This is a genomic window from Nocardioides seonyuensis (assembly GCF_004683965.1).
Taxonomy (GTDB): Bacteria; Actinomycetota; Actinomycetes; order Propionibacteriales; family Nocardioidaceae; genus Nocardioides; species Nocardioides seonyuensis.
This window is the reverse complement of the sequence record NZ_CP038436.1, coordinates 1,205,714-1,227,920: the sequence shown is the minus strand read 5'-3', so window position 1 is coordinate 1,227,920 and position 22,207 is coordinate 1,205,714. Positions and strand designations below refer to the sequence as shown.

The window sequence follows — 22,207 nt, the reverse complement described above, 5'->3', positions numbered from 1 at the left end:
TGCAGCCTCGAACACGCTGAGAATGGCTCGGGTCCTCTCGATAGGTGAGGAACCACACGGGCTGGCTAAGCAGGCCGACAATCGGGGCGTATGCCCGCCACCGCATAAGGGTGACGGTCGAGGACTTCCGTTGCCGTGGTCAACCCTTTGTCCCGACAGCCAACTGGTGGGCGTCGAAACGCCACAGGCGGACCTCTTTGGTGATGTATCGGATGGGGCTGACCTCCTGGCTCCGTTCTGACACAACATGTGCCGCCCGACCGAACACCACCGGGCGGCACATGTTGCAGTCACTTCTTCGGAGGGAACCACCACGGCAGCAGCAAGCGGCGACCGGCCCACGTCCCCGCCGCTATCAACGCGATGAAGAGAACGGCGGACGCGGCATCCACTTGGTTGGTGGTGTCGTCGGCGAGAAGTGACGAGAGCAGCAGGTCCTGCCCCTGTTCGCCGGTTTCGGACGCCGCGCCGTAGACGACCACGGCGGAGGCCATGGCTGCGCACACCTTCCTGCCAGGACTGCGCGGCGGTGTCTTGTCGTCCTGCTTTGGGGTCGTGTCGTTCTGCTTGTCCGGGGTCGCGGTCTCTTGGTCGTTCGTCGTCATGGGTGTCGGCTTCTTCGGCCGTGTCGTGCTGGCTGGTGTTGGACTGAGCGGTGCTCGTGAGAGGGGGTGTCCGGCGAGGTGTGCCGCTTGCTCAGCCACCGTCCACGCCGCCTGATGTTCGGCAGTTGCTGCTCGGGTCTGACTTGTGTTCTCGCTTCGCTCTGTTCACGAGGCCCTATGCCTCCACCAGCCCGGCGCTGTGCTGGTCTGCACGTGAGTCATCGCGCCACCCACGAGGTCGAAAGGTCAGCAAGAACGGAGAGTGGCTGTCGGTGGTCTTCCGCATACTCGTCCGACTGCGCACTGTGCGTGGTTGGCTGCGAGGAGGCACTGATGGCGAAGCCCACCAACACCCGGGCTCTGGGTCTGTCGCTCGACCAGGCGGAGTGGGAGGAAGACAAGCAGGCCGCGGCGCACGTGGTGGTCGTGGACCACCCGGACGGGCGTCACTCTGCCGTCGGACCGTTTCCGACCCAACAGGAGGCAGGGGAGTGGTCGGCGGCTGCGATGCGTCGCGCGCGAGAGCAGGGCATCACCTTCACGGGCATTGGAGTTGCCGCTGTGCACCAGTCGTGTGGGCAGCCGCTCCCCGGTGCCGCAGTCGCGCAGGCGGACGCGATGCTCGCTGACATCGCTGACGCCTTCAACGTGCCCGAGCCGACCGGTCCTCGCCCTGTCACCGCTACGACTGCCCACGTGGTGCTCGTCGAGTGGGACTCAGGCGCGCGCACCGTGGTCGGCATCTTCTTCGAGGGCCAGGAAGCCGTGGACTGGGGCGAGATTGCTGCCGGGGCCGCGGAGCGGGGGGAGGCGCCCATCTATTACCTCGCTGCTGCACCGGTGTTCACCCCGAGTGGGGTCCCTCTTGACGGGCACATCTACACCGACGTCCTCGACAACTTCCTCACCTAACCGCGAGCACAAGCGCAGCAAGGGCCGCAACCCAAATGTCGTTGCGGCCCTTGCTGCGTCTCCGAGGAGTGAGAGTCAGGCGCCGTCTCTCCAGAGCGACGCGAGGACCTCAACTTCCTTACAGGCCATAAACACGTCCTCTAGTGCACCCCACTTGACCTCCTCACCGTCTACTCCCGAAGTGAGGCGGCTTCGTGCCGTGCGGGTCAAACGCTCTACGGCCCGCAGGAGGTCTTCCACCTCGTCGAAGGCTGGGTCCCGTCGCCTTGGGCGCGGGGAGGCACGGGGCCTGATGAAGTCGAGGTGCGCGGACCGACGTTGGCGGCATTCCTGACAGGCTCGCTGGCTGCCCGTCAGGATGGTCTGGCAGTACGGACACCATCGGGTTCCGTCGGCGGCACGTCGAGTCAGCCCACGGCCGCGACGCACTGGTGTCCCATCTGGATGCTCCATCGTCTCGATGGCAAACGGCTCCAACGGCTCAGGATGACGGTCTATTCGCAGCCGCAGTACTTCGGAGGTGGCATAGCGCCGTGTTGTTGTCACGGGCGGCGTCCTTGCAGCGTGCGGGCTGTCTTCGTGACCTCGTCGAGCCGGTCGATGGCGTCGACCCAGTCGCGCATCGTGCGGTCTCCATAAGCGAGCATTCCGCGGTTGTTCTGTGACGTGGCCCGGCTCAGAGCCAGCATCACGCCGTCGATAGCGCCGAGCAGGTCTTCAATGGCGCGCTCTGTGGACAGGCGTTCGGTCTGACCTTGAGCGTTGGTCCTTTCTCGGGCTTGCGCCTCGGTGGCCCTGTGAGCGGCGCGTCGACGGTCTCGACAGTCATCGCACGCACCCGCACGGCCGGTCAGAGTGGTTTGGCAGAAGGGACACCACCGGGTCCCGTCTGGTGACTTCCGGACGAGCGACCGACCCTGCCCCGGTGCCGACGCGTCTATCTGGTGCGGCTCCAGTGGGTCGGGCTGGAGACCAGATGACATGGCGCGCACTCGGGAGGGCGGGTAGCGACGGCCGGGCGAGAGAGACACGGGGATGGCGGCTTTCGACGGATAGTTCGTGGGTGACAACCACTCACTCCGCAGATGTTCCGCACGGCTTTGACCTGCGGAAACACCTCAAAGGCGAGGGGTTCACCTAATTCTGGAGCACGACAGCCGTCGACAACTCCGGCTTGCGGATACTTCCCCGGATTCGTGACCAGCACCACTCGGCCGAGGCACCTTTCTCCTCGTCACCAGGCAAGCAACCAGCCAGCCAGGGACACCACGAGAAGGAGACGCAAGATGTCCAAGAACAAGACCCGCGAGCGGAACAAGTTCGGCATGAACACCAACGTGATGGCGCGGGCCGCCGCTGACGGTCGACGTCGATTGGTCCGTACCCTGCAGGGCTCCACCGGGGTGCTCGCTGGATATGGCGTACTGGGACTCAACCCGTGGCTGCCTGAGTCACGTGAGCAAGCGGCCTTGTGGGCCAACACGGATGAGCAGGCACTCGCCGCCGCCCAACTGTTCGTCGCCGACGCTTCGATGGTGTCGCTGATTGATGCTGCGGCGCCGACGATGCCTGACCAGCCCCTTCGCGCAACAGACATCCCGACTGGTCCCGAACCAGGCGTGCTGTGGTTCGAGACGCCTCTTCCGGACCGCAGCGACATCGCGCCGCACGCGCCGATTCAGGCGCTGGCGTGGCAAACCCTCCCTGCTGGCCATCCCCTGCTCCGTGACGGGAGGGGGGCCTCGGTCGTGCTCACCGCGTGGGTCCGTACCAACGACTTCGCAGAGGCCATTGGTAACGCGGCGCCCGATGACGCCCCACGGCTTACGCCCTTCACGACAGTGGCGTGGGAAGTCGACACGCTGATTGGCACCGTGCACGGCGAAGTCCCAGTGGACGCCGGGAGTGTGCCCCTGTTCTTCCAGCGCGTGGCTGCGGCGTTCTGGACCCTTCTCTCGCAGCCCACGGTCACATCAAGCCGCAGGGAGCAGCCTCTGTCGTCTAGCGACCGGCGTCGGCATCGGCGCGCCGGGGTTGTCGACCCGAGCGCGGGGGTGCGTGTCATCACGCTGGCCACCCAGCAGCGTGCAGAGTCGGGAGGCACGGGACGTGCCCTCGTCAACCGTCACATCGTTCGTGGTCATTGGCGGAGGCAGTGGTACGCGTCGCTCGAAGAGCATCGCCACGTCTGGATTCACGCGTTCGTCAAGGGCCCTGCAGGGGCTCCCCTCTTGGGTGGCGAACGGGTCTTCGCTGCCCGCGGGAGTTCACGTTCGGCCACCGTCGCCTGACCTACCCACAACCACCGCTCCCTCCAGTAGAAGGACATCACTCGTGACCACCTCCACGCCCATCGTTCCCATGACCCACCATGTCTCGGGCTCCTGCTCCGCCGCCGAAAATGCGGTGGTAGTCCTCGTCAACGCCAGCACGGGACGGGAGGTTTTCGGGCCCTTCCCCACACTCACCCAGGCACAGACGTTTGCCCATAGGTCGCTTCCCAATCTTCCTGAGGAGGCCATCACGTTCCCTTGCCCTCGTGACTATGACAATGCGAAGTTCGCGTCGTGGCAGGTCGCCAGTGCCTGGGCTGTCGTTGATGGCGTACTCGATAAGTCCAGCAGTGGAGAGGGGGCCGCACACGTCGTGGTCGTGACCGCCCGCGACGGGACGGGGGCAGTTCGCGGACCGTTCCCCAGCCGCGGCAAAGCCCAGGCGTTCGCCGACAGCGTCGAGGCGGCACTTGACGGTCACGAAGGCGTCGTCGTGCCGCTACGCGACCGGAATGGCGACCGGATGGCTGGTGCAGCGTTCTGTGCCATCCTGACGGCTCTCGCCGACTGCGGCTGGCTGCTGCGTAGCGCTGTGCTGGGCATCGAGGGCCTCGCTATCAACGATGTCGGCGACATCGAGTGCACGGAGTGCGAGTACCTGCCCCTCATCGGCGTCTACGGCCACTTCTGCGGGAACGAGTACCGCGACCACTGGTGCTGAGGCAGTCAGTCACATGCCCACCAGTACCGGGTGTCCCTCGGGACGCCGGTGACCTACCCGCGAGCGAACAAGCCCCACCCAAACTGCTTGGGGGTGGGGCTTGTTCACGTCGCCGAGGCTTCGTTCGCGCAGCCAGTCCACCCGAGACAATCTCGGTGCCCCTGCCACCACGGGCAGTACACCAATTGGCGGACGTGCTCCGCTGGAAACGAATCAAGGCGGCTCTCACCCGGCCGAGACGCGTAGGAAACCATCCCCCACCAGTTGCCGCCATCGTCCTGCCGCCACGAACGCAACACACCAAACCGCCAGGCGTTCTCGACGAGCACCTCGACCTCTGACGACTGCCCAACCCTCACCACGCCACCCTAGGCTTTCGTCGAACATATGTGCGAAGGCGCTGTGCTGCCACTGGTGTCGGCGGCTGTGTTCACACTCAGCGTCTTCCACACCCCAGTCGCACTTCGTTCACGTCACAGGTGCGTGTGGCGGGCCGCGATGCGTTCGCGCAACACGGAGCCACACGAGTTCGGCTGGACGGTTCGTACGCACGAGGAGCCGCCACCCCGGACAGTGATGTGGACTTCCTTGCAGACCCTGCCCGCCGGGTTCTCGTTCTTCGACATGATGGCTCTCGTAGACGAACCTTGAAGAGGTGCTCGGCCTCCGGGTGGATGTCATCCACGACGACCCCCCTTGGCGGTGAAGTGCTCGACCGGCCACGCGCTTCAGGCGTGCCATTCCAAGGGTGACAAGATTGATCACCTCGAACACGCGTTCGACGGCGCGGCTCATGTAATCCGGCACTCTGGACCTATAATCTCGCTCTTGTGACCGCCTCCTTCACCTTCGCTGACCTCTTCGCTGGCGTGGGTGGCTTCCACGCGGCACTCGGCGCAATGGGAGGCAACCTCTGGTTCGCGTCAGAAATCGACAAGAACGCCAAGGCGGTTTACGACCACAACTGGGTTCGCCCCCTCCGTGACGGAGGCTCCGACGATGGCGCGAAGAAGGTCGAAGGCGACATCGTCCCCCTGACTGACCAGGGGCGAATGGAAGTGCCGCCTGTGGATGTCCTCGCCGCAGGGTTCCCGTGCCAGCCCTTCTCCAAGTCAGGTTTCCAGCGCGGAATGGACGAGACCCGCGGCACCCTCTTCTGGAACATCGCCAACGTCCTCAAGGAGCGCAGCCCTTCGGTCGTGCTGCTGGAGAACGTCCGCAACCTCGCTGGTCCCAACCATCAGGACACTTGGGAGACCATCCTCCGCAACCTCCGCGACCTCGGATACCGCGTCGCTGACAAGCCCGCCGTGTTCTCGCCGCACCTGCTCCCGCCACACCTCGGTGGTCGTCCGCAGGTGCGAGAGCGGGTATTCATCCTCGCCCACAAGGTGCGACCGGGTGTCGCTAAGCGGGGAGACGACCCCATCGCGCTCCCGCGACCCGTGGACGGGTGGAACCCGCAGTCGTGGGACCTCCGCAAGCACCTGCTCCTGCCCGACGACGAGATTGAGCACCCCGAGCGGTACATCCTCGACAAGGCCGAGGTCGACATCATCAACGCCTGGGACACGCTGCTCCACCAGGTGGCGGAGAGGCTAGAGCCAAATGAGCGACTCCCGGGGTTCCCCATCTGGGCGAACGAGTTCCGCACTGTCGAAGAGGCAGAAGACCTCATCGAGGCCGCCCGGCTCGAAGGCGACGAGATTCCGAAGTGGAAGGCCGACTTCTACCGAAAGAACGCCGTCTTCTATGAGCGTCATCGGTCTGTAATTGACCCGTGGCTCCCGAGCATCAAAGGTTTCACCGCGTCCCGACAGAAGTTCGAATGGCAGGCGCAGGACCACGTGCCCCTCGACGACACCGTGATGCACTTCCGGCCATCTGGTGTGCGCGCCAAGCGCCCCACCTATGTGCCCGCGCTCGTCGCCATCACGCAGACCAGCATCATCGGGAAGCGTCGCAGGCTCACGCCACGTGAAGCGGCTCGACTCCAAGGGCTGCCGGACTGGTTCGAGTTCAAGCAGGAGAGGGCGGACGGGTCCATCGTGGAGCAGTCCGACCCCGCCTCGTACAAGCAGATGGGCAACGGCGTCAACGTCGGCGCGGCGTACTACGTCTTCCGTGAGTACGTGCTTACGCACAAGGACGAAATCGCTCACTTCGCCCCGCACTTGGTCGAAGCGGTCCTCGCCTCGTCGCCCAACCCCGACGAGGAGTTGGAGAAGCCGCTACACGAGGCCCGCCCACTCACGGTGGGACCGGAGGGCAGCAGTCGAGGGACGCTCACTGCGGCGGCGCGGTAGGCGCAGGGCAGCCTTAGACAACGGCGCGTAAGCAGTGACCATCAAGTTGGCCCGGACCAGCACATGATGGCTAGTCTCATGGATGGCGATGCCCCCTCGGTCGAACAACTTGTGGATGTCCGCTCTCAGGAGAAGTCCATTCGTCACGTGGTTGGTCGCCGGTCCTCGGTACGGGTAAATGTGGGCCGCTTCCAGGGTGTCGACGGCGTCGTACCCGGTCACCGCACACTTGCCGTCGTAGGCGTCGAGCAATCTGTTCCGGAACTGGTTCTGACCCTCACGAACTGCCATCTCGATGAGCCGACGGTCCCGTGCGTCCTTGAAGTCTTCGAAGTCGATGCCGAGGGCCGCGGCTTCCGCGACCAGTTCGGGCTCGACGTCAGGCATCTGAGGTCGCCCGACAACACCGTTGCGGGTGATGCCGTCAATGATGATCTGGAGTGCTTCGTTGGTGACTGTTCCCCCACGTGAAAGCAAGCCCGGGTCCATCGGTTCCTGGGTGGCTGCCTCCACTACCGCAGTAAGGACGTCGTCCTTGGTCTCCAGTGCGGCGATTGTCGTCTCAGGGAGGCCAAGCCCTTTCCCCACTGCCTGGAGGAAGTCCTTGCGTACCTTGGAGCCGCGCGACGTGGTGAAGTGCTCAATGCCGAGCAGGTCTGAGATGACACCCATCAACGGGCGCTCAGGAAAATGCCTGCCGTAGACCTTGGCCACCCAGGCAGGCTAGGGGACACCACGTAGTTCGTAACGGAAGACGCGCGAGACCATGGCAAGCCAGCAGTGGACCAGGACACCGAAGAGCGCACACCTGTCGGGCCGCACCAAGACCAACACGCATCCCGAGGTGCTGCTGCGACGCGCCCTGCACGCGGCCGGGGCGCGTTTCCGTCTACACCGCAGAATCGCGAAAGGGTGCACGCCTGACGTCGTGTTGCCTGGGCGTCACGTCGCGGTCTTCGTGGACGGCTGCTATTGGCACTCCTGTCCCGAGCACGGCCGAAGGACCCCATTCACCGGCCCCAACGCAGGGCTTTGGGAGGATAAGATGCGTCGAAACCGCGAACGGGACCTCCGGGCCACAGCACTTGCCGAAGAGGCAGGCTGGACAGTGGTCCGGGTCTGGGAGCACGAGGTGACGCGAGATGCAGCCGCTGCGGCCAGAAGGGTGCTCGCTTCTGGCTAGATGACGACCTGTCCGGGGTCGGCGTCGGCGATGGACTCCTCGGTCTCGAAGAGGCCACGCGTCGGTTGGAGTGCATCGGGCAGATCACCCGCCGTGGGCTGCTGAGCGGTATCCCAGGGCGCCACCCAGCCGAGGCGCTGGGACTGGTCAAAGAACGCGAAGTTCGTGTGCACAGCGTCGAGCGAGGCTCGCAGATGCGCCTTGTACTTCTCGACCCGCTCGTCAGTGCTGGCACCGGCTGGTAGACCCGAGGTGAGAAGTTTCCCTGCCTTGGTCAGTTGGACCGGCGTCCACTTGGCGAGGTTTTCGGCTCCGCCGCGGAACGGGTCCGGCCAACCTGAAAGGCTGCTAATCCAGCGCACGACTGGTGCAATGTCGGTGAGTGACTGCGTGCGGAGGTTCCACGAGTCGTCGAGGTGGCCCGCGGGGGACCCCGCCACCAAGTGGCCTTCAGCGCGGAGCCGGTTCACGGTGTCGACGAACTCTGTCGGTCGCTGGGTCGCAGCGACTTGGTAGATCTGTTCGCTGATGGAGGCGGGGCCGACTGCGGCGGCCAGGCATCCCCACCACATCGGCACGTTGTGCGGGTAGTCGCGGATGGTCTTCAGGCCGCCGTCGCAGTTCGCGATTAGCCAAGGAAGGTACTCACGGTCGAAGAGTTTGGGAGACCGACCCGTCACTTCGAGCATCGCGAGCAGGACCTGGGCTGTGCCAAGGGGATACCGGTAGCCCGCCGCCCGGTATCGCTTTCCGGCTTCCCCGTAGGACCCTTCGATGCCAGCCCATAACGACGGCGTGGCGAGCAGTGTGCTTTTGGACCGGGCAATCACCTCGGTGTCGTAAGCCTGAGCGGCAGCAAGTGCCTCCGCCGAGCCGCCTGCCTTCTTCCCGCCCCACAACGCCACGTGGTTCGACACGTTTGGGATGTACGTCGAGTACACGTCCACACCGAAGCAGTCAGCAAGGTTGAGGCCACCCACAACGTCGGGGTGAAGGTAGACCATGCCGGACTTCACGATGAGCGCGACCGCATCCCATGTGGGAGCCGCCTGGCGGAGCATCGAGGCAGAGACCAGCCCGTCAATATCTCCAGACACAATCATTGGCCGCGGTGTCGGGGTGACGATCAACTCATCCAGACGGGACGCCGCCGACAACGTGTCGCGCGGGTCGAGTTCCCTGGATAACGCAGCGATGATGTTCTCGCGGCGTGGGCCAGCAGTGATGCGACGCTCGTCGTCTACGGCCACGCCGACTCCCGCTGGTGGACACCATGTATGCGGGGGTCATTCAACCAGGGAAGCGCTACCGACTGGGGAACACTGTCCCGACAGGGACAGCAGCCGCTGGCGGGTTAGCGGTCGAAGGTGAGGTCTGGCGTGCTCGCCATAATCCAGAAGCCGTCCTCGAACTGGACCTCCCACAGTGCCCCGTCGGGGTCCGGTGTCCGCGTCTCTAGACAGTTCGCCGCCACGAACCTGCTGTCGTGCCGGGCCGCCGCCTGCCCATCACGGGTCACAACGGCACGGAACACGCCCTGTCCTGATTCAGCCACGTGCCATAGTGCAACAGAGGGCACCGACACCCTGGGCGACTGTCGGTGGTGGACGGGACCCTGGCGCACGGTCAAAACACTCAGGGGGGTTCGGTGAACGTCGGACCGCCTCATCACCACACTCATCATCCCGGCACAAGAGCCGCCCTCTCGCCAGACCGGAACCGTCAGTGGAGACGCCGCACGCAGCCGTCGATGGCCGTATCGAGACCGTGGCACTCCCCCGCAGACGACCGCTGTCAGTGGCGGACGCGACCCTGGCCCATTCAACGCACCCTTGGAGAGCCAAAATCGTCAACTGCATCATCGCCGCACTCGTCATCCCCGCCGACGCGCCGCCCTACATCGCCGCCATCACCCCTGACCTCGACACCTTGCAGTCCGTTGTGGGTGGCTGTATCGAGGTCGTGAGGCTCGCCGACGGCATCCTCTACTGCAATGAGGAAGGCAGACTGCTCGGCCTGCCTTTCAACGAGGCAGCGACCACACTGGCGCGGACCACCACGCCTGACTCGATGAACCGACAGGACGTCTTCGCCGGAACCTGTCTCGTCGTCGGCGTCCTCGACCCCGCCACCGGCGAGCCGTCAGAGGAAGAGCAGGACGTCTCCGACGTGCTCGTCGGACTCCTCGAAAGGCAGGGTTGGCCACTCCGCCAGCCCGACTAAGCCGCCGTCTGTCAGTGAGCGGCCCTACACCTACAAGTGTGGGGCCACCTGGATAGAGGCGAAGTTGGCACATACAGAAATCGCGAGTACCGGAATGGGTTTGCAGTGAAAGGCGGGTCAGCGCTCTAGTTTGCTGCGAGACGAGGCCATCAGGAGTGCCCGGCCCTCTAGTATCCCGTTCGTGACAGGCGAGGCAGGGCCGGAATCGGCCCGTGAGTCCCGGTGGGCTCTCCCTCCGGACGTCGCCCGCGTGCTTCGCCACGGACGATTCTTGGTCTTGCTCCTTCTGTCAGTGGTAATCGACGGGCTCTTCCTGCTCGGCACCTTCTATTGGGCGTCGTTAATCAACGGCCTGATGGATCAGGAGTTATCTGACCCTGTCGAGAACTTCCTGTTCGTCGCCGTTCGGCTCGCCCTGACTGTCCCGCCTGCCGTGATCGTCATCTTCTACACGATGTGTGACTTGGCCGGGGCGCTTCGTCGTGTTTGGAGCACGCGGTGACCGACGACACGACGCGGAATGAAGCGGCACTCAAGGCGGACCGATGGTTCTGGCAAGAGAACTACCTGCACCCCGTTGAGAGAGGCTTCTCTGGGTTCGTAGAGGAGTGGGCGCTCCGGCTTCGAGACATCGCAATCTGGACAATCAGCCTGGCGCTCACCCCGCCTGTCCTCGCCCTCGGGCTGTCCGTCGCGCTTGCTATCGGCTTGGTGTTTCTCGCTCTGCTCCAAGCGGGTCTGATTGGGCCCACCGATGACTCTGGTCAAGAGCAGCCAGCACAGTCGATGGTCGTAGTCATTGTTCCGATCGACCACAGCGACGCGTCTCCCGGTTCGGTCGAGCGTCCCGGTATCCACCGAAAGTGAACCGGCACGGTTCCACCACCCACGTGAGAAGCCGGTAGGGCAAAGGCCGCGTTGCGCATCCCCGGTGTTTGCCCCGGTGTTTCGCAGGGATAAGCCGGGATTCACGGAGAGGCATCGGGATGCGCCGGGACAGCGAGCAGTTGTGATGACCTGCGGAAACCCGCTCTGCTGAGCGCGAATCGGCGGAATCAAACCGAGAAGACTAGGTCGTCGGTTCGATTCCGACAGGCGGCTCCGCCTCAAGCCCCTGACCTGCCCGCTCCTCACCGAGGCCGAGCAACGTCGGTAGGGGAGCCGGGCCCAGAAGACCATCGTGCTGATGGACGGGGGAGAAACGAGTAGGTTCGGCAGGTGGACAAGCAGGAGTACCTCGAGCTGAGCCGCCGTCTGCGAGCGACTCTCACCCCAGCCGACCTCGACAGCACGCTGGCCCAGATCACCGCGGCGGCCGTGGAAGCCCTCCCAGACGTCGATCACGCCAGCATCACCATCAAGCACGACGACGACCGCCTGCAGACCGTGGCACCCACCGACGACCTCATCTGGGACCTCGACGCTGCCCAGTACGAGTTCCATGAAGGCCCGTGCTACGAGGCGGCCACGCACACCGTCCACGAGACCAGCCCGGATCTCAGCACCGAGTCCCGGTGGCCTCGGTACGCGCCGGTCGCATTGAGCGCCGGCATCCGCGCCCAAGCTGCCGTTCGACTCTTCGATGCAACCGACTCCAACGGCGCCCTGAACCTCTACTCCCTCCGGCAGGGTGCCTTCGCGGACCTTGACGGCCTTGACGAGCTCTTCGCGCACCAGGCCGCGACCGCCATCGAGTACGCCCGCGAGATCTCACAGCTCAAGCAAGCAGTCGAGACCCGTACCGTCATCGGCCGCGCGGTCGGAATCGTCATGCACAAGTACAGCCTGGACGACGCTCGCGCATTCGCGTTCCTTGCGCGGATGTCGTCGACAAGCAACACCAAGCTGCGGTTGGTCGCGGACGAGGTCATCAACGACGCGACGGCGAACCGCGACAACGTTCTGAGCCAGTAGGCGGCTGGGTGCAGGGCGCCATGCACACCGACGTGTCAGGGTGGCATGCATGACTGATGTTGATCGCGGCAGCACCAGCTCCGGCTCCTCACGTGCACTGACCTTCCTGCCAGCCCTCGCCATGGTGGTGACGGTGTTCGGCATCCTCGTCGGCAATGGCGTGATCCTCGAGAGCGGCGGAGTCGGCGACGGCGACTCGATCGCGGACACCGCCACGTTCATCGCCCCGGCCGGCCCGGCCTTCTCGATCTGGTCGCTGATCTATGCGTTCCTGGTGGCCTACGTCGTGTGGCAGGCCTTGCCGGCCGGGGCGGGGAGCGCCCGGGCGCGGGGGATCTTGTGGCCCGCCGTCGCCTCCCTCGTGCTCAACGCCGCCTGGATCCTGGTGGTGGAGCAGCTCGAGTCGGCATGGGGCAGCGTGGTCGTGATGCTCCTGCTGCTCGGCAGCCTCATCGCGGTGCACCGGGTCCTGAAGGCCACGCCGCCCGAGTCGACGGTGGAGCGCTGGGTCGTCGACATCGGGTTCGGGCTCTACCTGGGCTGGGTCAACGTGGCGACCGCTGCCAACATCACCTTCGCGCTGGTGCTCGCGGGTGTGGACCCGCCTCGCGACGTCGCCGTACCGATCGCCGTCGTGGTCGTGCTCCTGCTGGTCGGTGTGGCCGCCCTCAAGCTGCCACGGGTGAGCGAGCCGCTGGCCGTGGGCGCTGCGATGAGCTGGGGCCTGGCGTGGATCTGTGTCGGGCGGCTCAGCACGGCGCCCGAGTCGGTCGTGGTCGCAGTCGCGGCCGCCGTGGCCGCACTGCTCACCGTCGGCCTCGCCTTGCGCACGGCAGCGCGGGCGCCGAGCATGGCCCGGTGACCCGGGGACCAGAGAAGGACGACGAGCGGTGGATCGTCGTCGACGGCCGTCGGTGGCGGGCCACTGATCCGCACATCCCCGACAGGCTCAAGACCGAGCTCGTCGCGGAGCTGATGTCGGCCCGCCGCGCGGTCAAGACCGACGGCGACGCTGTGCGTCACCGCGTCCAGGACGCGAAGGTGGCCCTGGGCGAGCGCGGTGACCCGTGGTGGGAGCCCACCGAGAAGGGCCAGCACGCACGCCTGGTTGCGGCCTATCGCACCCTCCTGCGACACCGACCCGAGGGCACGGTCTGCCCCAGCGAGCCCGCCCGGATCGTCGGCGGCGAGCAGTGGCGCCGCCTCTCGCCCGTCTCCCGCGCCGTGGCCTGGGAGCTCGCCGAGGAGGGCTCGCTCGAGGTACGACAGCGCGGCGAGCGGGTCGAGGCGGGTGCTCGCGGGGCGATCCGCGTGGCCAGGGGACCGCGGTTCGTCCCGTGATCGGTGCTGAGGGAGTCAGCCCGGTTTCACCTCTGCGCGCCTCTGCCAGGCCCTAGTCTCGCCGCAGAGGAGGTCCGATGCGACGAAACCCACTGCGCGGGGTAGTCCTGATGCTGTCCCTGATCGCGCTGATCGTGCTGCTCAACCAGTGCTCGGGATGGTGGGACGAGACCTTCGGGCCCACGTCCACCGGCCCCAGGACAGCCCAGCCCTCAACCCGCTGATCACCCCGGGCGGCGGTGCGGCTCGTAGACCCGCAGGGCCACCCCGGCCTGCTCTGCCGTCTCACCTGTGTCGAAGTAGGTGATGGAGCCGCCGCCCTCGTCCTCGTACGGCATCGGCTCGCCGAGCTCTGGGAGCCGGCGGACCTCGCCGTCGGCTGGCCCACCGCGCAGGATGACGTTCGGCTCGTTGTCCATGCCCTCGATGCTAGGGCCGCGGCGCACTCGACAGCGACCGCGTCATGAAGACGCTGTTCGGGTCCTCGGCGTAGCTCCCGAACGGGGGACACTCCTCGAAGCCGGACGTGCGGTAGAGCGCGCGGGCCGGCGCGAAGAACGCCATGCTGCCCGTCTCCAGAGAGATCCGTACGACGCCTCGCGCACGGGCGTCCGCGACAAGGTGGTCGAGCAGCCGACGAGCGATCCCCCGGCCGCGGGATCGCGGTTCGGTGCGCATGCTCTTCAGCTCCTCGTGGCCCGGCTCGAGCTCGGCGAGGGCCGCGGTGCCCAAGATGTCCTCACCGCTTCGCGCGACCCAGACCCGGACGCCCGGTGACCTCAGCCCGCCGAGGTCCAGGGCGTGACGGCTCTCGGACGGGGCAGTCGGTTCCATCGCGGCGAGGTGGTCGCGCAGGAAGGCGGCGAGGGAAGGTTCGTCGAGGTCGGCTCGACCGATCGTGACGCGGTGACGCATGTCGCCATCGTGCCGGTCGCAGGTTTCGCCGACGTTTCCCAGGTGGCGGCACCCGACATCGGCCCTGGCCACGGTGGCGGCGCCCGACATCGGATCGGTCGATTCTGGGGTCGTGTGCCGCCAGGGTGGGCCGATCAGGTCAGGTCAGCTCAGGTCGCCCAACCGGTCGTGGACGAGCACCTCGCCGCCGCCTTCTGCACCGGGTGCGGGGTCGGCGTACTGGCTGCTCGAGAGGCAGCCCCGCGACGAGCCGACGTTGTAGAGACCGGTGTGGTCGCCGGCCCCCAGGAACAGCGCTCCCGTCGAGGGGTACATGATCTGCTCGCGGCCGGCCGCGTGGCCGAGACCGACAGCATGCATGAGCTCGTGGACCATGACCTGGCCCCACGCAGCTCCACCCGTGGTGGCGTGACCGGGGGACAGCGGTGACTCGCGGTCGAGCACGACGCGGCCACCGGTGATGAGCATGCTGACGCCGTCGTTGGCGTCCGGGTCGATGTAGCGGTACGACGGCCCGCCGAAGCCGACGACGCTTCCTGCCAGTCTGGGTTGCGCCGCCGCATCCGACCACGAGACGTCGATCGCGCCGTCGGTGCCGGCGTACTCGAACGAGAGGCCGCTGCGCTGGGCCACGAGGTCGAAGGCACGCGCCCAGTCGTCCCGAGCCCCGGCGTACTCACCCGCAGGGGAGTAGCCCCACGTGATCACCGAGCACGAGTTCCAGGCGATCGCCTCGGTGCCGCCCGTGATGTAGGACCAGTCGGCGGCGTTCCCGGCGCCCGACGTGGGCACGGGGACAGGCGGTGCGGTGGGCGTGGGCGTCGTCGTGGGCACGGGCGTCCACGTGGCCACGGGCGTGGCGGTCGGCAGTGCCGTGGGCTCCTCCGTGGGCCACCCTGTCGGGCCGGTGGCGCGGGGCACTGCGCTGACGCGGAAGGAGGCGGTGGCGTCGTGCCCGCGGCGCGGGGACACGACGACCCTGAAGCGGTGCTCGCCCTCCCTCGTCACCACCTCACTGGTCCGGAAGGTGCCGTGGGCGCTGGTGCGCGTCCGGTCGATGCGCCGCCACCTTCCGGACTGGTTCACCTGCAAGCGGACCAGGGCACGCCGCAGCGAGGTCCGGCCGGTGACGAGGAGCTCGTCCCCGACCGTGACCATCCCCGAGGTCCTGATGGACAGGCGTCGCTTGGTGAGTGTGCGCGTGCCCGCGGCGGAGCTCATCGCGGACTCGACCGATGCTGCCTGGGCCTGTGAGGTCGAGGAGTACGACGCCTCGCCCGTCGCGGGCGCGACCACGGCGGCCGCCACAGCGGCGGCAGCGGCGAGGCTCGTGGCAAGGCGGTGTGAGGTCTTCATGGCAGCGCCAGTCTCTGGCTCGATCGGCGCGCGCGCCGGGCTTCCGGCAAGGACCGACCGGTCGGGTGAGGGCGCCTAGTCCGACCGGGTGGTCAGGGTGGTGGCACACTCGACCGGACACAGACGGGAGCACCCATGGACACGGACGTGGTGGTCGTCGGAGCAGGCCTGTCGGGCCTCAGCGCCGCCCAGGCCCTGCTCACCCACGGGCTGAGCGTGACCGTGCTCGAGCGGGAGCAGGTCGTCGGCGGTCGCCAGCACACGGACACGGTCGACGGGTTCCTCCTCGACCGCGGGTTCCAGGTGCTGAACCCCGCCTATCCCGCACTGGCCCACGGGGTGGACGTCGCCGCGCTGGGGCTGCAGCGCTTCGGTGCGGGGGTCGTCGTACGACGCGAGACCGGCCTGGCGACGCTGGCCCACCCGCTCCGACATCCGCGTCTCGTCCCGGCGGGCCTGCGGAGCGGCCTGCTGCGGCCCCGCGAGCTGGCCGCCCTGGCCAGGTGGGTGGGGCCGACGATCGCGAGCCCGAAGCGTGCTGAGCTCGCGGGTCCCGACGTGACTGTCGAGGCGGGCTGGGCGCGCTCGGGTGTCGACGGCGTGCTGCGTCGCGAGGTGCTGGAGCCCTTCCTCGCCGGGGTCGTCGTCGAGGACGGGCTCGAGACCTCCGACAGCTTCGCGCGCCTGCTCGTCCGCATGTTCGCGCTGGGTGTCCCCGGCCTCCCGCGCGACGGGATGCAGGCACTGCCAGCCCAGCTGCGTGGTCGCGTGGAGGCCGCGGGCGGGACGGTCCGCACCGGGACTCCGGTCGCGGCCGTACGACCCGGCGGCAGCGGGGTGACGCTCCAGGACGGGACGTTCGTGGCCGCGCGCGCGGTCGTGGTGGCTGTGAGCCCGGAGGTGGTCAGTGACCTCGTCGACGCCGAGCGCGTCACCATGCACGGGCTCACGACCTGGTGGTTCGCGACGGCCGAGGCGCCCTCCTCGTCCGACATGCTCGCGGTCGACGGCACCCGCTCCGGCCCGCTCGTCAACACGACCGTGGTGAGCAACGCCGCGCCGTCGTACGCGCCACCGGGTCGTCACCTCGTCGAGGCGACGGCCCTGATCCACCCCGGCAGCCACGTGGGCGACGACGAGGCGCGCGAGCACGCGGGGCGGATCTGGGGGGCGTCGACGAGCGGGTGGGAGCTGCTCACACGCCACGACGTCCCGCACGCGCTGCCCGCCCAGCCTGCACCCCTGCGGCTGACCTCCCCACCGCGCCTCGGTTCTGGTGCCTACGTCTGCGGCGACCACCGCGACACCGCCTCGATCCAGGGTGCGATCGTCTCCGGGCGTCGGGTCGCGCAAGCCGTAGTGGCCGACCTGGCGGGTTGAGTCGCTCGCGGAGGTCTACTCGCCGGTCAGCTGGTCGCGGCGCCGCTCGAGGTAGGTGCGCTCCGCCGGGTTGGCCGCCAGCTCGATGGCCCTGTCGTACGACGCCCGCGCAGCCGCGCTGCGTCCGAGGCGGCGCAGCAGGTCTGCCCGGGTGACGTGGAGCGCGTGGTAGCCGTCGAGGGCCTCGGCGAGCCGGTCGACCTCGGCCAGCGCCACGTGGGGACCGTCGAGCTCGGCGAGGGCGACGGCGCGGTTGAGCCGCACGATCGGGGAGGGGTCGAGCGCGACGAGCCGGTCGTAGAGGGCGACGACCTGGGACCAGTCGGTGTCGCGGGCCGCCGGGGCGGCGGTGTGGACGGCGTTGATCGCGGCCAGCAGCTGGTAGCGGCCCGGCGCCGGCCCACCGGCCGCGACCGCGGACAGGCGCTCACGGACCAGGGCATGCCCCTCCTCGATGAGCCGCCGGTCCCACACGCCGCGGTCCTGCTCCTCGAGCGTCACCAGCTCGCCCGAGCGTGAGACGCGAGCAGCTCGTCTGGCGTCGGTGAGCAGCATCAGCGCTAGCAGCCCGGTGACCTCGCCGTCGTCGGGCACGAGCGTGCGCAGCAGGCGGCAGAGCCGGATCGCCTCGTCGCTGAGGTCGATCCGCACGGCGTGGGTGCCGCCGCTGGCGAGGTAGCCCTCGTTGAAGACGAGGTAGAGGACGGCCAGCACACCGGCCAGCCGCTCTCGCACGTCGCCCGCGGACGGCACGGCGTAGGGGATGTGGGCGGCCTTGATCTTGGCCTTCGCACGGGTGATGCGCTGGGCCAGCGTCGTCTCCGGCACGAGGAAGGCATGGGCGATCTCGGCGACGGTGAGACCGCCGAGGAGGCGCAGGGTGAGGGCCGTGCGTGCCTCCATGGCAAGCGCAGGGTGACAGCAGGTGAACATCAGCCGCAGCCGGTCGTCCTCGACCGGCCCGGTCGGCTCGGGAGGACTGTCGTCGAGGAGCATGTGGGCCGCCTGGTGCTTGACGTCTCGCTTGGACTCCCGCCGCAGCCGGTCGATCGCCCTGCGGGTCGCGGTGGTGGTGAGCCAGCCGCCCGGGTTGGGGGGCACGCCGTCGACGGGCCACCGCTCGGCGGCGGTCGCGAAGGCTTCCGCCGCGGCCTCCTCGGCGACGTCGAGGTCACCGAAGCGCCGGGCCAGGCCGGCGACCACCCGCCCCCACTCGTCGTGGTGGGCGCGGGCGAGCGCCTCGTCGTACGGCGCCTCGGTCACGGACCCAGCATGTCCTTGAACGACTCCTCGGTCTGGAACGGGCGCACCTCGACCTTGCCGCGGCACGCCTTGGAGCCCTCGGCCGCCAGTGTCAGGGCAACGTCGAGGTCGGGGGCGTCGATGACCCAGAAGCCGCCGAGGTACTCCTTGGTCTCGACGTAGGGGCCGTCGGTGAGGACAGGCGTCTCACCCTGCCCGTCGACGGTGGTGGCGGTCGTGGCGGCCTCGAGGCCGTCGGCGAACACGAAGTAGCCCTCGCGCTCGAGCTTCTCGTTGAAGGCGCCGGTGTCGGCGAAGGCCTGCAGCATGGCCTCCTTGTCGGGGTAGCCGCCGAACTCGGGGCGCTCGGCGGGACCGTAGACCGACAACATGTATCTGGGCATGGTGATCACTTCTCCTGAACGTGGGTGGTGGTGCCGGAGTGGGCGGCCTCGAGCCTCTGCCTGGCCTGCTCACTGGGGCTGGGCGGGAAGCGGTGGACCTCCTGCGGCCAGTCGAGGGCGACCGCGACGCGGCCGGCCCAGTCGCGTGCCGCCTCGTCGTCGGGCACGTCGATCACGCAGAAGCCGCCGAGGTGCTCCTTGGTCTCGACGTAGGGGCCGTCGCTGAAGACCGGCGCGCCGTCCTCGGCCACGACGCTGCACACGAGCGTCGAGGCGTCGATGCCGCCGTTGCCGAAGACCCAGATCCCCGCGTCGTGCATCTCCTGCACCACCGCCGAGACCGCCTCGTCCTTGGCGAGGAGCTCCTCGTCGGTGTGCGGCTGCACCCACTCGTCGTTGAAGGCGATGATGTACTGGCCCATTCGTGGATCCTCTCGGTCGTGGAGAGAGCCCGGCCGGCTCCTTCCCTCACCCACTCCACGAACGGTAGGGCGCGGATACGACAAGCGCACCGCCCCGATCAGCCCAGCCGCTCCACGCGGACCCGGTGCTTGGAGCTGTTGTCGCCGTCGATGTCGCTGTCGCGGGTCTTGGAGATGTGGTCGACCTTCTCCTCGCTGCCCTGCACCGGCTGCGCCTGGATGAGGGTGTCGCGCTCGTAGGCGTGCGACTTGTCGGTGTTGCGGTAGTAGCGGTAGAGCGCCCAGTAGGTGGCGACGGCGCCGGCGGGTCCGGCGGCAAGGATCCACAGGGGCGCGTTGTCGCCCGAGGTGGCCATCACGACCTCGGAGATCATGCTGTGCCCACCAGGATCGCGCCGGCGATGCCCTCGAGGAACGTGCCCACCGTCAGGGCGGCAGCGATGAGCCGCGGCTGGGAGACCGGGACGCTGCCCATCGTCTCCCCGGTGCGGGCGTTGACCGCGATGTAGTGCAGCATCTTGGTGTTCTCCTGGTAGTAGGAGTAGAGCCACACCGGCAGGTACATCGAGACCCACCGCGAGCCGCCCACGTCGATCCGCTCCTGCTCCCAGCGCACCCCGCGGTCGAACATCTCGAGCGAGTCGTGCACCTGGGCGCGGCCGATCGAGAGCAGCTGGTCCTCCAGCACCGGGTGCAGGTCGTCGACGTCGAGGTCGCGCTTCTCGCTGGTGAACCCGACGAGGTAGCTGGAGTTCCACTTCACGGCGTTCTTGGTGTCGAACGGCAGGACCGTGTTGACGATGTTGTTGGTGGTGCTGGAGTCGAACCGGGCACGGTCTGCCGCGCCCTCGATCGTCAGGTCGTCGACGGTGAACGCCACCTCGCGGTCGACGCGGTAGACGTCCGCGGCGTAGTAGGTGGTCGAGGTGTCGCCGTGCTTCTCGGTCCAGCGACGTGTCTGCACCTCTCCCCTGCCGGCGTACGACGCCTCGGCGCGGGCGTCGATGACGAGGTAGGGCAGGTAGACCCCGAGGACGTTCTCGGGGACGAACTCCTTCTTGAACCTCGGGTGGGCGAAGAGCCTGCGCTTCGAGGCGAACTCGCGGATCCTCTCCACGGCCTCGCCGTGGGTCAGCTTGAACGGCAGCACGGCGTCGGGGACGGCGCCGTTGGGGGTGCGCTCGTTGATGTTGAGCGTGTGGCGGCACCAGTGGCACCGGGCGTTGAGGGCGTGGGCGGTGTCGACCACGACGTCGGCGCCGCAGCCGCCGCAGGTGAGCGTGACGACGTCCTCGGCATCGGCCGCGATCTCGTCGGCGCCGCCCGCCACGACCGTGCCCTGGAGGTCGTCGATGCCGACGCCGAGACCGAACTCCTCCTCGACCCGCGCCTCGTGCCACTCGTGGCGGCAGAACAGGCAGACCAGGTTGCCCGTGGAGCCGCGCAGCCGGACGTCCGTGGACCCGCACTTGGGGCAGCGGTTGAGGCCGTCGGCGAGGGACTCGTTGATCGTGTCGATGTCAGGGCCGGGCTCCGGCTCGGCGCGCGCAGCCGCGAGCTCCTCGTCCAGCGAGAGCGGCGGGCCGTCGAAGGGAGAGCTGCCCGGCTCTCGCGACGAGCTCGGCTCACGGGGCGGGGTGGCGTCCTGGGTCATGGCAGGGCCCCTCAGAGACCGAGGGCCTTGGCCTTCGCGGCGTCGTAGTCCTCCTGGGTGATCAAGCCGGCGTCGAGCATCTCCTTGGCGCGCCTGAGCACCGCCACGGGGTCCTCGGCAGCAGGCTCCGCCGCGGGCGCCGCGGGCGCCGCGGCAGGGGCGGGGGCGGCGGGGGCCTGCTGGGTCGGCTGCTGGAGACCGCCCAGGCCCATGCCACCGGCTGCCATGCCCATGCCGATCAGTCCACCGGGCCCGGCGTTCTCGCCGGCGGACTCGATGCCGGCAGCGACGGAGGCCTGGAGGTTGGAGTTGCCGCGGGAGCCGGAGAGGGCGTCGGCACGCTGGACGTTCTTGAGCAGCTCGCGGGTGTTCTCGTCGTACTCGATGGAGATGATCGCCGTCTTCACGATCTCGAGACCACGGTCAGTGCGCCACTTGTAGTTGTCCTCCACGGCGGCCGACAGCGACTGCGCGAAGCCGACGGAGTCCTGCTGGAGGCGGCTGATGCGGTTCCCCTTGGCGGGGTCGTTGGTGTACATCGAGAAGGCGGGGGCCAAAGAGCCGACGACCTCGTTGAACAGCTGCTCACCGGCGGGGTTGTCGATGTCGGTGAAGTCGAAGATCGCCTTGCCCTCGATGACAGCGGCGGGGACGAAGTTGCGGATGAAGGTCAGGGGGTCGGTGATTCGCAACGTGTAGGTGCCGCGGGTGATCGCGCCGACCTGGGTGTTGAGGAACGCGTCGTCCCAGTAGATCTCCGACTGCGTGCCGAACCGGTTGTTCGGGAGCTCCTTGAGGGAGACGAACACCGCGGTCTGCTGCGAGCCAGGACGCCCACCGAACTTGAACCGCTCCCAGCTCTGCCGGATGACCGACTCGTAGACCCCGTCGCCGGCGAAGATCGACTGCGAGGCGGGCTCCTCGGAGTTCCAGACGTAGCCCCCGGGCTCGGCAGCGAAGCCGGTGAAGGCGCCGTCCTGGAGCAGCACCAGGCCGTAGCCCTCAGGCACGATGATCTTCGAGCCGTTGCTGATGACGTTGTCGGAGGCGCCGTCGTTGCTCCCTCGGCCGGCGTTCTCGCCCTTGCGCACTGCCGGGAACAGCGCGGCGGTGGACGGCAGCCCGTCCGGCACGCCGAAGAAGTCGAGCCACTGGTCGGTGAGCGTGCCGCCGATGGCGCCGGTCACAGCCTGGAAGAGTCCCATTTCCGATTTCCCCCCACTTGTTCAGCCGTGCGACGAATGCCCACGACGCGACCTCCTGCCCGGTGGTCGGCGGCCCAAACCCTAGCGCTCGCCGGCCCTCCATGCCGAGGACCTGGGCCCCAGAACCCCAGCCTGGGGGTAGGTCGAGGGA

At 67.8% G+C, this 22,207-nt stretch carries 26 protein-coding genes; 14 read left to right on the top strand and 12 right to left on the bottom strand.

The window, feature by feature from the left end:
- Positions 1–290: 290 nt before the first annotated feature.
- Complete coding sequence (locus EXE58_RS06060; RefSeq protein WP_135267028.1) at positions 291–605, bottom strand: hypothetical protein; 315 nt, start codon at positions 603–605, stop codon at positions 291–293.
- Between the two features lie 333 nt (positions 606–938).
- On the opposite strand from EXE58_RS06060, the gene EXE58_RS06055 reads away from it, so the two are divergent.
- The 5 genes from EXE58_RS06055 to dcm all read left to right on the top strand — a co-directional run bounded on the left by EXE58_RS06055 (position 939) and on the right by dcm (position 6,817).
- The gene (locus tag EXE58_RS06055) at positions 939–1,517 is read left to right on the top strand and encodes a hypothetical protein (RefSeq protein ID WP_135267027.1); all 579 of its coding nucleotides are present in this window, start codon (positions 939–941) and stop codon (positions 1,515–1,517) included.
- A 1,286-nt stretch (positions 1,518–2,803) separates the two neighbouring features.
- Positions 2,804–3,808 carry a hypothetical protein gene (locus EXE58_RS06050; protein WP_135267026.1) on the top strand — a complete coding sequence of 335 codons (1,005 nt, stop codon included), beginning with the start codon at positions 2,804–2,806 and terminating at the stop codon, positions 3,806–3,808.
- Positions 3,809–3,851: 43 nt separating this feature from the next.
- Entirely contained in the window at positions 3,852–4,511 is a 660-nt protein-coding gene (locus tag EXE58_RS06045) for a hypothetical protein (protein ID WP_135267025.1), read from the top strand.
- Positions 4,512–4,900: 389 nt separating this feature from the next.
- On the top strand, positions 4,901–5,263 hold the full coding sequence (locus tag EXE58_RS20460) for a nucleotidyltransferase family protein (protein ID WP_425271672.1): 363 nt from the start codon (positions 4,901–4,903) through the stop codon (positions 5,261–5,263).
- A 78-nt stretch (positions 5,264–5,341) separates the two neighbouring features.
- On the top strand, positions 5,342–6,817 hold the full coding sequence (gene dcm, locus EXE58_RS06035; RefSeq protein WP_135267023.1) for a DNA (cytosine-5-)-methyltransferase: 1,476 nt from the start codon (positions 5,342–5,344) through the stop codon (positions 6,815–6,817).
- Here the strand turns inward: dcm and EXE58_RS06030 are convergent.
- Positions 6,743–7,531 carry an HNH endonuclease gene (locus EXE58_RS06030; RefSeq protein WP_208544146.1) on the bottom strand — a complete coding sequence of 263 codons (789 nt, stop codon included), beginning with the start codon at positions 7,529–7,531 and terminating at the stop codon, positions 6,743–6,745. The genes dcm and EXE58_RS06030 overlap by 75 nt on opposite strands.
- Before the next feature lie 52 nt (positions 7,532–7,583).
- Here EXE58_RS06030 and EXE58_RS06025 point away from each other — a divergent pair, with 52 nt between their 5' ends.
- Positions 7,584–8,000, top strand: coding sequence for a very short patch repair endonuclease (locus tag EXE58_RS06025; protein ID WP_135267022.1), 417 nt, complete (start codon positions 7,584–7,586; stop codon positions 7,998–8,000).
- Here the strand turns inward: EXE58_RS06025 and EXE58_RS06020 are convergent.
- On the bottom strand, positions 7,997–9,250 hold the full coding sequence (locus EXE58_RS06020) for a hypothetical protein (protein WP_135267021.1): 1,254 nt from the start codon (positions 9,248–9,250) through the stop codon (positions 7,997–7,999). The genes EXE58_RS06025 and EXE58_RS06020 overlap by 4 nt on opposite strands.
- A 475-nt stretch (positions 9,251–9,725) precedes the next feature.
- Here EXE58_RS06020 and EXE58_RS06015 point away from each other — a divergent pair, with 475 nt between their 5' ends.
- The 7 genes from EXE58_RS06015 to EXE58_RS19430 all read left to right on the top strand — a co-directional run bounded on the left by EXE58_RS06015 (position 9,726) and on the right by EXE58_RS19430 (position 13,702).
- Positions 9,726–10,223, top strand: coding sequence for a DUF3846 domain-containing protein (locus EXE58_RS06015; protein ID WP_208544145.1), 498 nt, complete (start codon positions 9,726–9,728; stop codon positions 10,221–10,223).
- Between the two features lie 292 nt (positions 10,224–10,515).
- The gene (locus EXE58_RS06010) at positions 10,516–10,725 is read left to right on the top strand and encodes a hypothetical protein (protein ID WP_135267020.1); all 210 of its coding nucleotides are present in this window, start codon (positions 10,516–10,518) and stop codon (positions 10,723–10,725) included.
- The gene (locus EXE58_RS19955) at positions 10,722–11,090 is read left to right on the top strand and encodes a hypothetical protein (RefSeq protein ID WP_244242450.1); all 369 of its coding nucleotides are present in this window, start codon (positions 10,722–10,724) and stop codon (positions 11,088–11,090) included. The genes EXE58_RS06010 and EXE58_RS19955 overlap by 4 nt, the downstream gene beginning before the upstream one ends.
- Before the next feature lie 351 nt (positions 11,091–11,441).
- The gene (locus EXE58_RS06000; RefSeq protein ID WP_135267018.1) at positions 11,442–12,137 is read left to right on the top strand and encodes a GAF and ANTAR domain-containing protein; all 696 of its coding nucleotides are present in this window, start codon (positions 11,442–11,444) and stop codon (positions 12,135–12,137) included.
- Positions 12,138–12,186: 49 nt separating this feature from the next.
- Complete coding sequence (locus tag EXE58_RS05995) at positions 12,187–12,999, top strand: TspO/MBR family protein (protein ID WP_135267017.1); 813 nt, start codon at positions 12,187–12,189, stop codon at positions 12,997–12,999.
- Entirely contained in the window at positions 12,996–13,478 is a 483-nt protein-coding gene (locus EXE58_RS05990) for a DUF3253 domain-containing protein (protein WP_135267016.1), read from the top strand. The genes EXE58_RS05995 and EXE58_RS05990 overlap by 4 nt, the downstream gene beginning before the upstream one ends.
- 77 nt (positions 13,479–13,555) lie before the next feature.
- Positions 13,556–13,702 carry a hypothetical protein gene (locus EXE58_RS19430; RefSeq protein WP_167288708.1) on the top strand — a complete coding sequence of 49 codons (147 nt, stop codon included), beginning with the start codon at positions 13,556–13,558 and terminating at the stop codon, positions 13,700–13,702.
- Here the strand turns inward: EXE58_RS19430 and EXE58_RS05985 are convergent, their stop codons facing one another.
- The 3 genes from EXE58_RS05985 to EXE58_RS05975 all read right to left on the bottom strand — a co-directional run bounded on the left by EXE58_RS05985 (position 13,703) and on the right by EXE58_RS05975 (position 15,749).
- Entirely contained in the window at positions 13,703–13,897 is a 195-nt protein-coding gene (locus EXE58_RS05985; RefSeq protein WP_135267015.1) for a hypothetical protein, read from the bottom strand.
- Between the two features lie 10 nt (positions 13,898–13,907).
- Positions 13,908–14,393: a GNAT family N-acetyltransferase gene (locus EXE58_RS05980; RefSeq protein WP_135267014.1), complete on the bottom strand. Its 486-nt coding sequence runs from the start codon at positions 14,391–14,393 to the stop codon at positions 13,908–13,910.
- A 144-nt stretch (positions 14,394–14,537) separates the two neighbouring features.
- Positions 14,538–15,749: a matrixin family metalloprotease gene (locus EXE58_RS05975; protein ID WP_135267013.1), complete on the bottom strand. Its 1,212-nt coding sequence runs from the start codon at positions 15,747–15,749 to the stop codon at positions 14,538–14,540.
- A gap of 135 nt (positions 15,750–15,884) precedes the next feature.
- On the opposite strand from EXE58_RS05975, the gene EXE58_RS05970 reads away from it, so the two are divergent.
- The gene (locus tag EXE58_RS05970) at positions 15,885–17,129 is read left to right on the top strand and encodes an FAD-dependent oxidoreductase (RefSeq protein ID WP_135267012.1); all 1,245 of its coding nucleotides are present in this window, start codon (positions 15,885–15,887) and stop codon (positions 17,127–17,129) included.
- Between the two features lie 15 nt (positions 17,130–17,144).
- Here the strand turns inward: EXE58_RS05970 and EXE58_RS05965 are convergent, their stop codons facing one another.
- The 6 genes from EXE58_RS05965 to EXE58_RS05940 form a co-directional block, all read right to left on the bottom strand.
- Positions 17,145–18,392 (bottom strand): RNA polymerase sigma factor, encoded by a 1,248-nt coding sequence (locus tag EXE58_RS05965; protein WP_135267011.1) that lies wholly within the window; start codon positions 18,390–18,392, stop codon positions 17,145–17,147.
- Complete coding sequence (locus EXE58_RS05960; protein WP_135267010.1) at positions 18,389–18,775, bottom strand: YciI family protein; 387 nt, start codon at positions 18,773–18,775, stop codon at positions 18,389–18,391. The genes EXE58_RS05965 and EXE58_RS05960 overlap by 4 nt, the downstream gene beginning before the upstream one ends.
- 5 nt (positions 18,776–18,780) lie before the next feature.
- Positions 18,781–19,197 carry a YciI family protein gene (locus EXE58_RS05955; RefSeq protein WP_135267009.1) on the bottom strand — a complete coding sequence of 139 codons (417 nt, stop codon included), beginning with the start codon at positions 19,195–19,197 and terminating at the stop codon, positions 18,781–18,783.
- Between the two features lie 98 nt (positions 19,198–19,295).
- A complete protein-coding gene (locus tag EXE58_RS05950; RefSeq protein ID WP_208544144.1) occupies positions 19,296–19,571 on the bottom strand; it encodes a hypothetical protein in 276 nt (91 codons plus the stop codon).
- Positions 19,568–20,851, bottom strand: a complete 1,284-nt coding sequence (locus EXE58_RS05945; RefSeq protein ID WP_135267008.1) for a TFIIB-type zinc ribbon-containing protein — start codon at positions 20,849–20,851, stop codon at positions 19,568–19,570. Before EXE58_RS05945 ends, EXE58_RS05950 begins: the two co-directional genes overlap by 4 nt.
- Positions 20,852–20,862: 11 nt before the next feature.
- Positions 20,863–22,056 carry an SHOCT domain-containing protein gene (locus tag EXE58_RS05940; RefSeq protein WP_135267007.1) on the bottom strand — a complete coding sequence of 398 codons (1,194 nt, stop codon included), beginning with the start codon at positions 22,054–22,056 and terminating at the stop codon, positions 20,863–20,865.
- Positions 22,057–22,207: the final 151 nt, after the last annotated feature.

Excerpts from the sequence above, each read along its gene's own strand:
- EXE58_RS19430 (WP_167288708.1), top strand. The coding sequence starts at position 13,556 with ATGCGACGAAACCCACTGCGCGGGGTAGTCCTGATGCTGTCCCTGATC.
- EXE58_RS06055 (WP_135267027.1), top strand. The coding sequence starts at position 939 with ATGGCGAAGCCCACCAACACCCGGGCTCTGGGTCTGTCGCTCGACCAG.
- EXE58_RS05995 (WP_135267017.1), top strand. The coding sequence starts at position 12,187 with ATGACTGATGTTGATCGCGGCAGCACCAGCTCCGGCTCCTCACGTGCA.
- EXE58_RS05940 (WP_135267007.1), bottom strand. The coding sequence starts at position 22,056 with ATGGGACTCTTCCAGGCTGTGACCGGCGCCATCGGCGGCACGCTCACC.
- EXE58_RS05980 (WP_135267014.1), bottom strand. The coding sequence starts at position 14,393 with ATGCGTCACCGCGTCACGATCGGTCGAGCCGACCTCGACGAACCTTCC.
- EXE58_RS05960 (WP_135267010.1), bottom strand. The coding sequence starts at position 18,775 with ATGCCCAGATACATGTTGTCGGTCTACGGTCCCGCCGAGCGCCCCGAG.
- EXE58_RS05970 (WP_135267012.1), top strand. The coding sequence starts at position 15,885 with ATGGACACGGACGTGGTGGTCGTCGGAGCAGGCCTGTCGGGCCTCAGC.
- EXE58_RS05955 (WP_135267009.1), bottom strand. The coding sequence starts at position 19,197 with ATGGGCCAGTACATCATCGCCTTCAACGACGAGTGGGTGCAGCCGCAC.
- EXE58_RS05985 (WP_135267015.1), bottom strand. The coding sequence starts at position 13,897 with ATGGACAACGAGCCGAACGTCATCCTGCGCGGTGGGCCAGCCGACGGC.
- EXE58_RS05950 (WP_208544144.1), bottom strand. The coding sequence starts at position 19,571 with ATGATCTCCGAGGTCGTGATGGCCACCTCGGGCGACAACGCGCCCCTG.
- EXE58_RS06025 (WP_135267022.1), top strand. The coding sequence starts at position 7,584 with ATGGCAAGCCAGCAGTGGACCAGGACACCGAAGAGCGCACACCTGTCG.
- EXE58_RS05945 (WP_135267008.1), bottom strand. The coding sequence starts at position 20,851 with ATGACCCAGGACGCCACCCCGCCCCGTGAGCCGAGCTCGTCGCGAGAG.
- EXE58_RS06050 (WP_135267026.1), top strand. The coding sequence starts at position 2,804 with ATGTCCAAGAACAAGACCCGCGAGCGGAACAAGTTCGGCATGAACACC.
- EXE58_RS06060 (WP_135267028.1), bottom strand. The coding sequence starts at position 605 with ATGACGACGAACGACCAAGAGACCGCGACCCCGGACAAGCAGAACGAC.
- EXE58_RS05975 (WP_135267013.1), bottom strand. The coding sequence starts at position 15,749 with ATGAAGACCTCACACCGCCTTGCCACGAGCCTCGCCGCTGCCGCCGCT.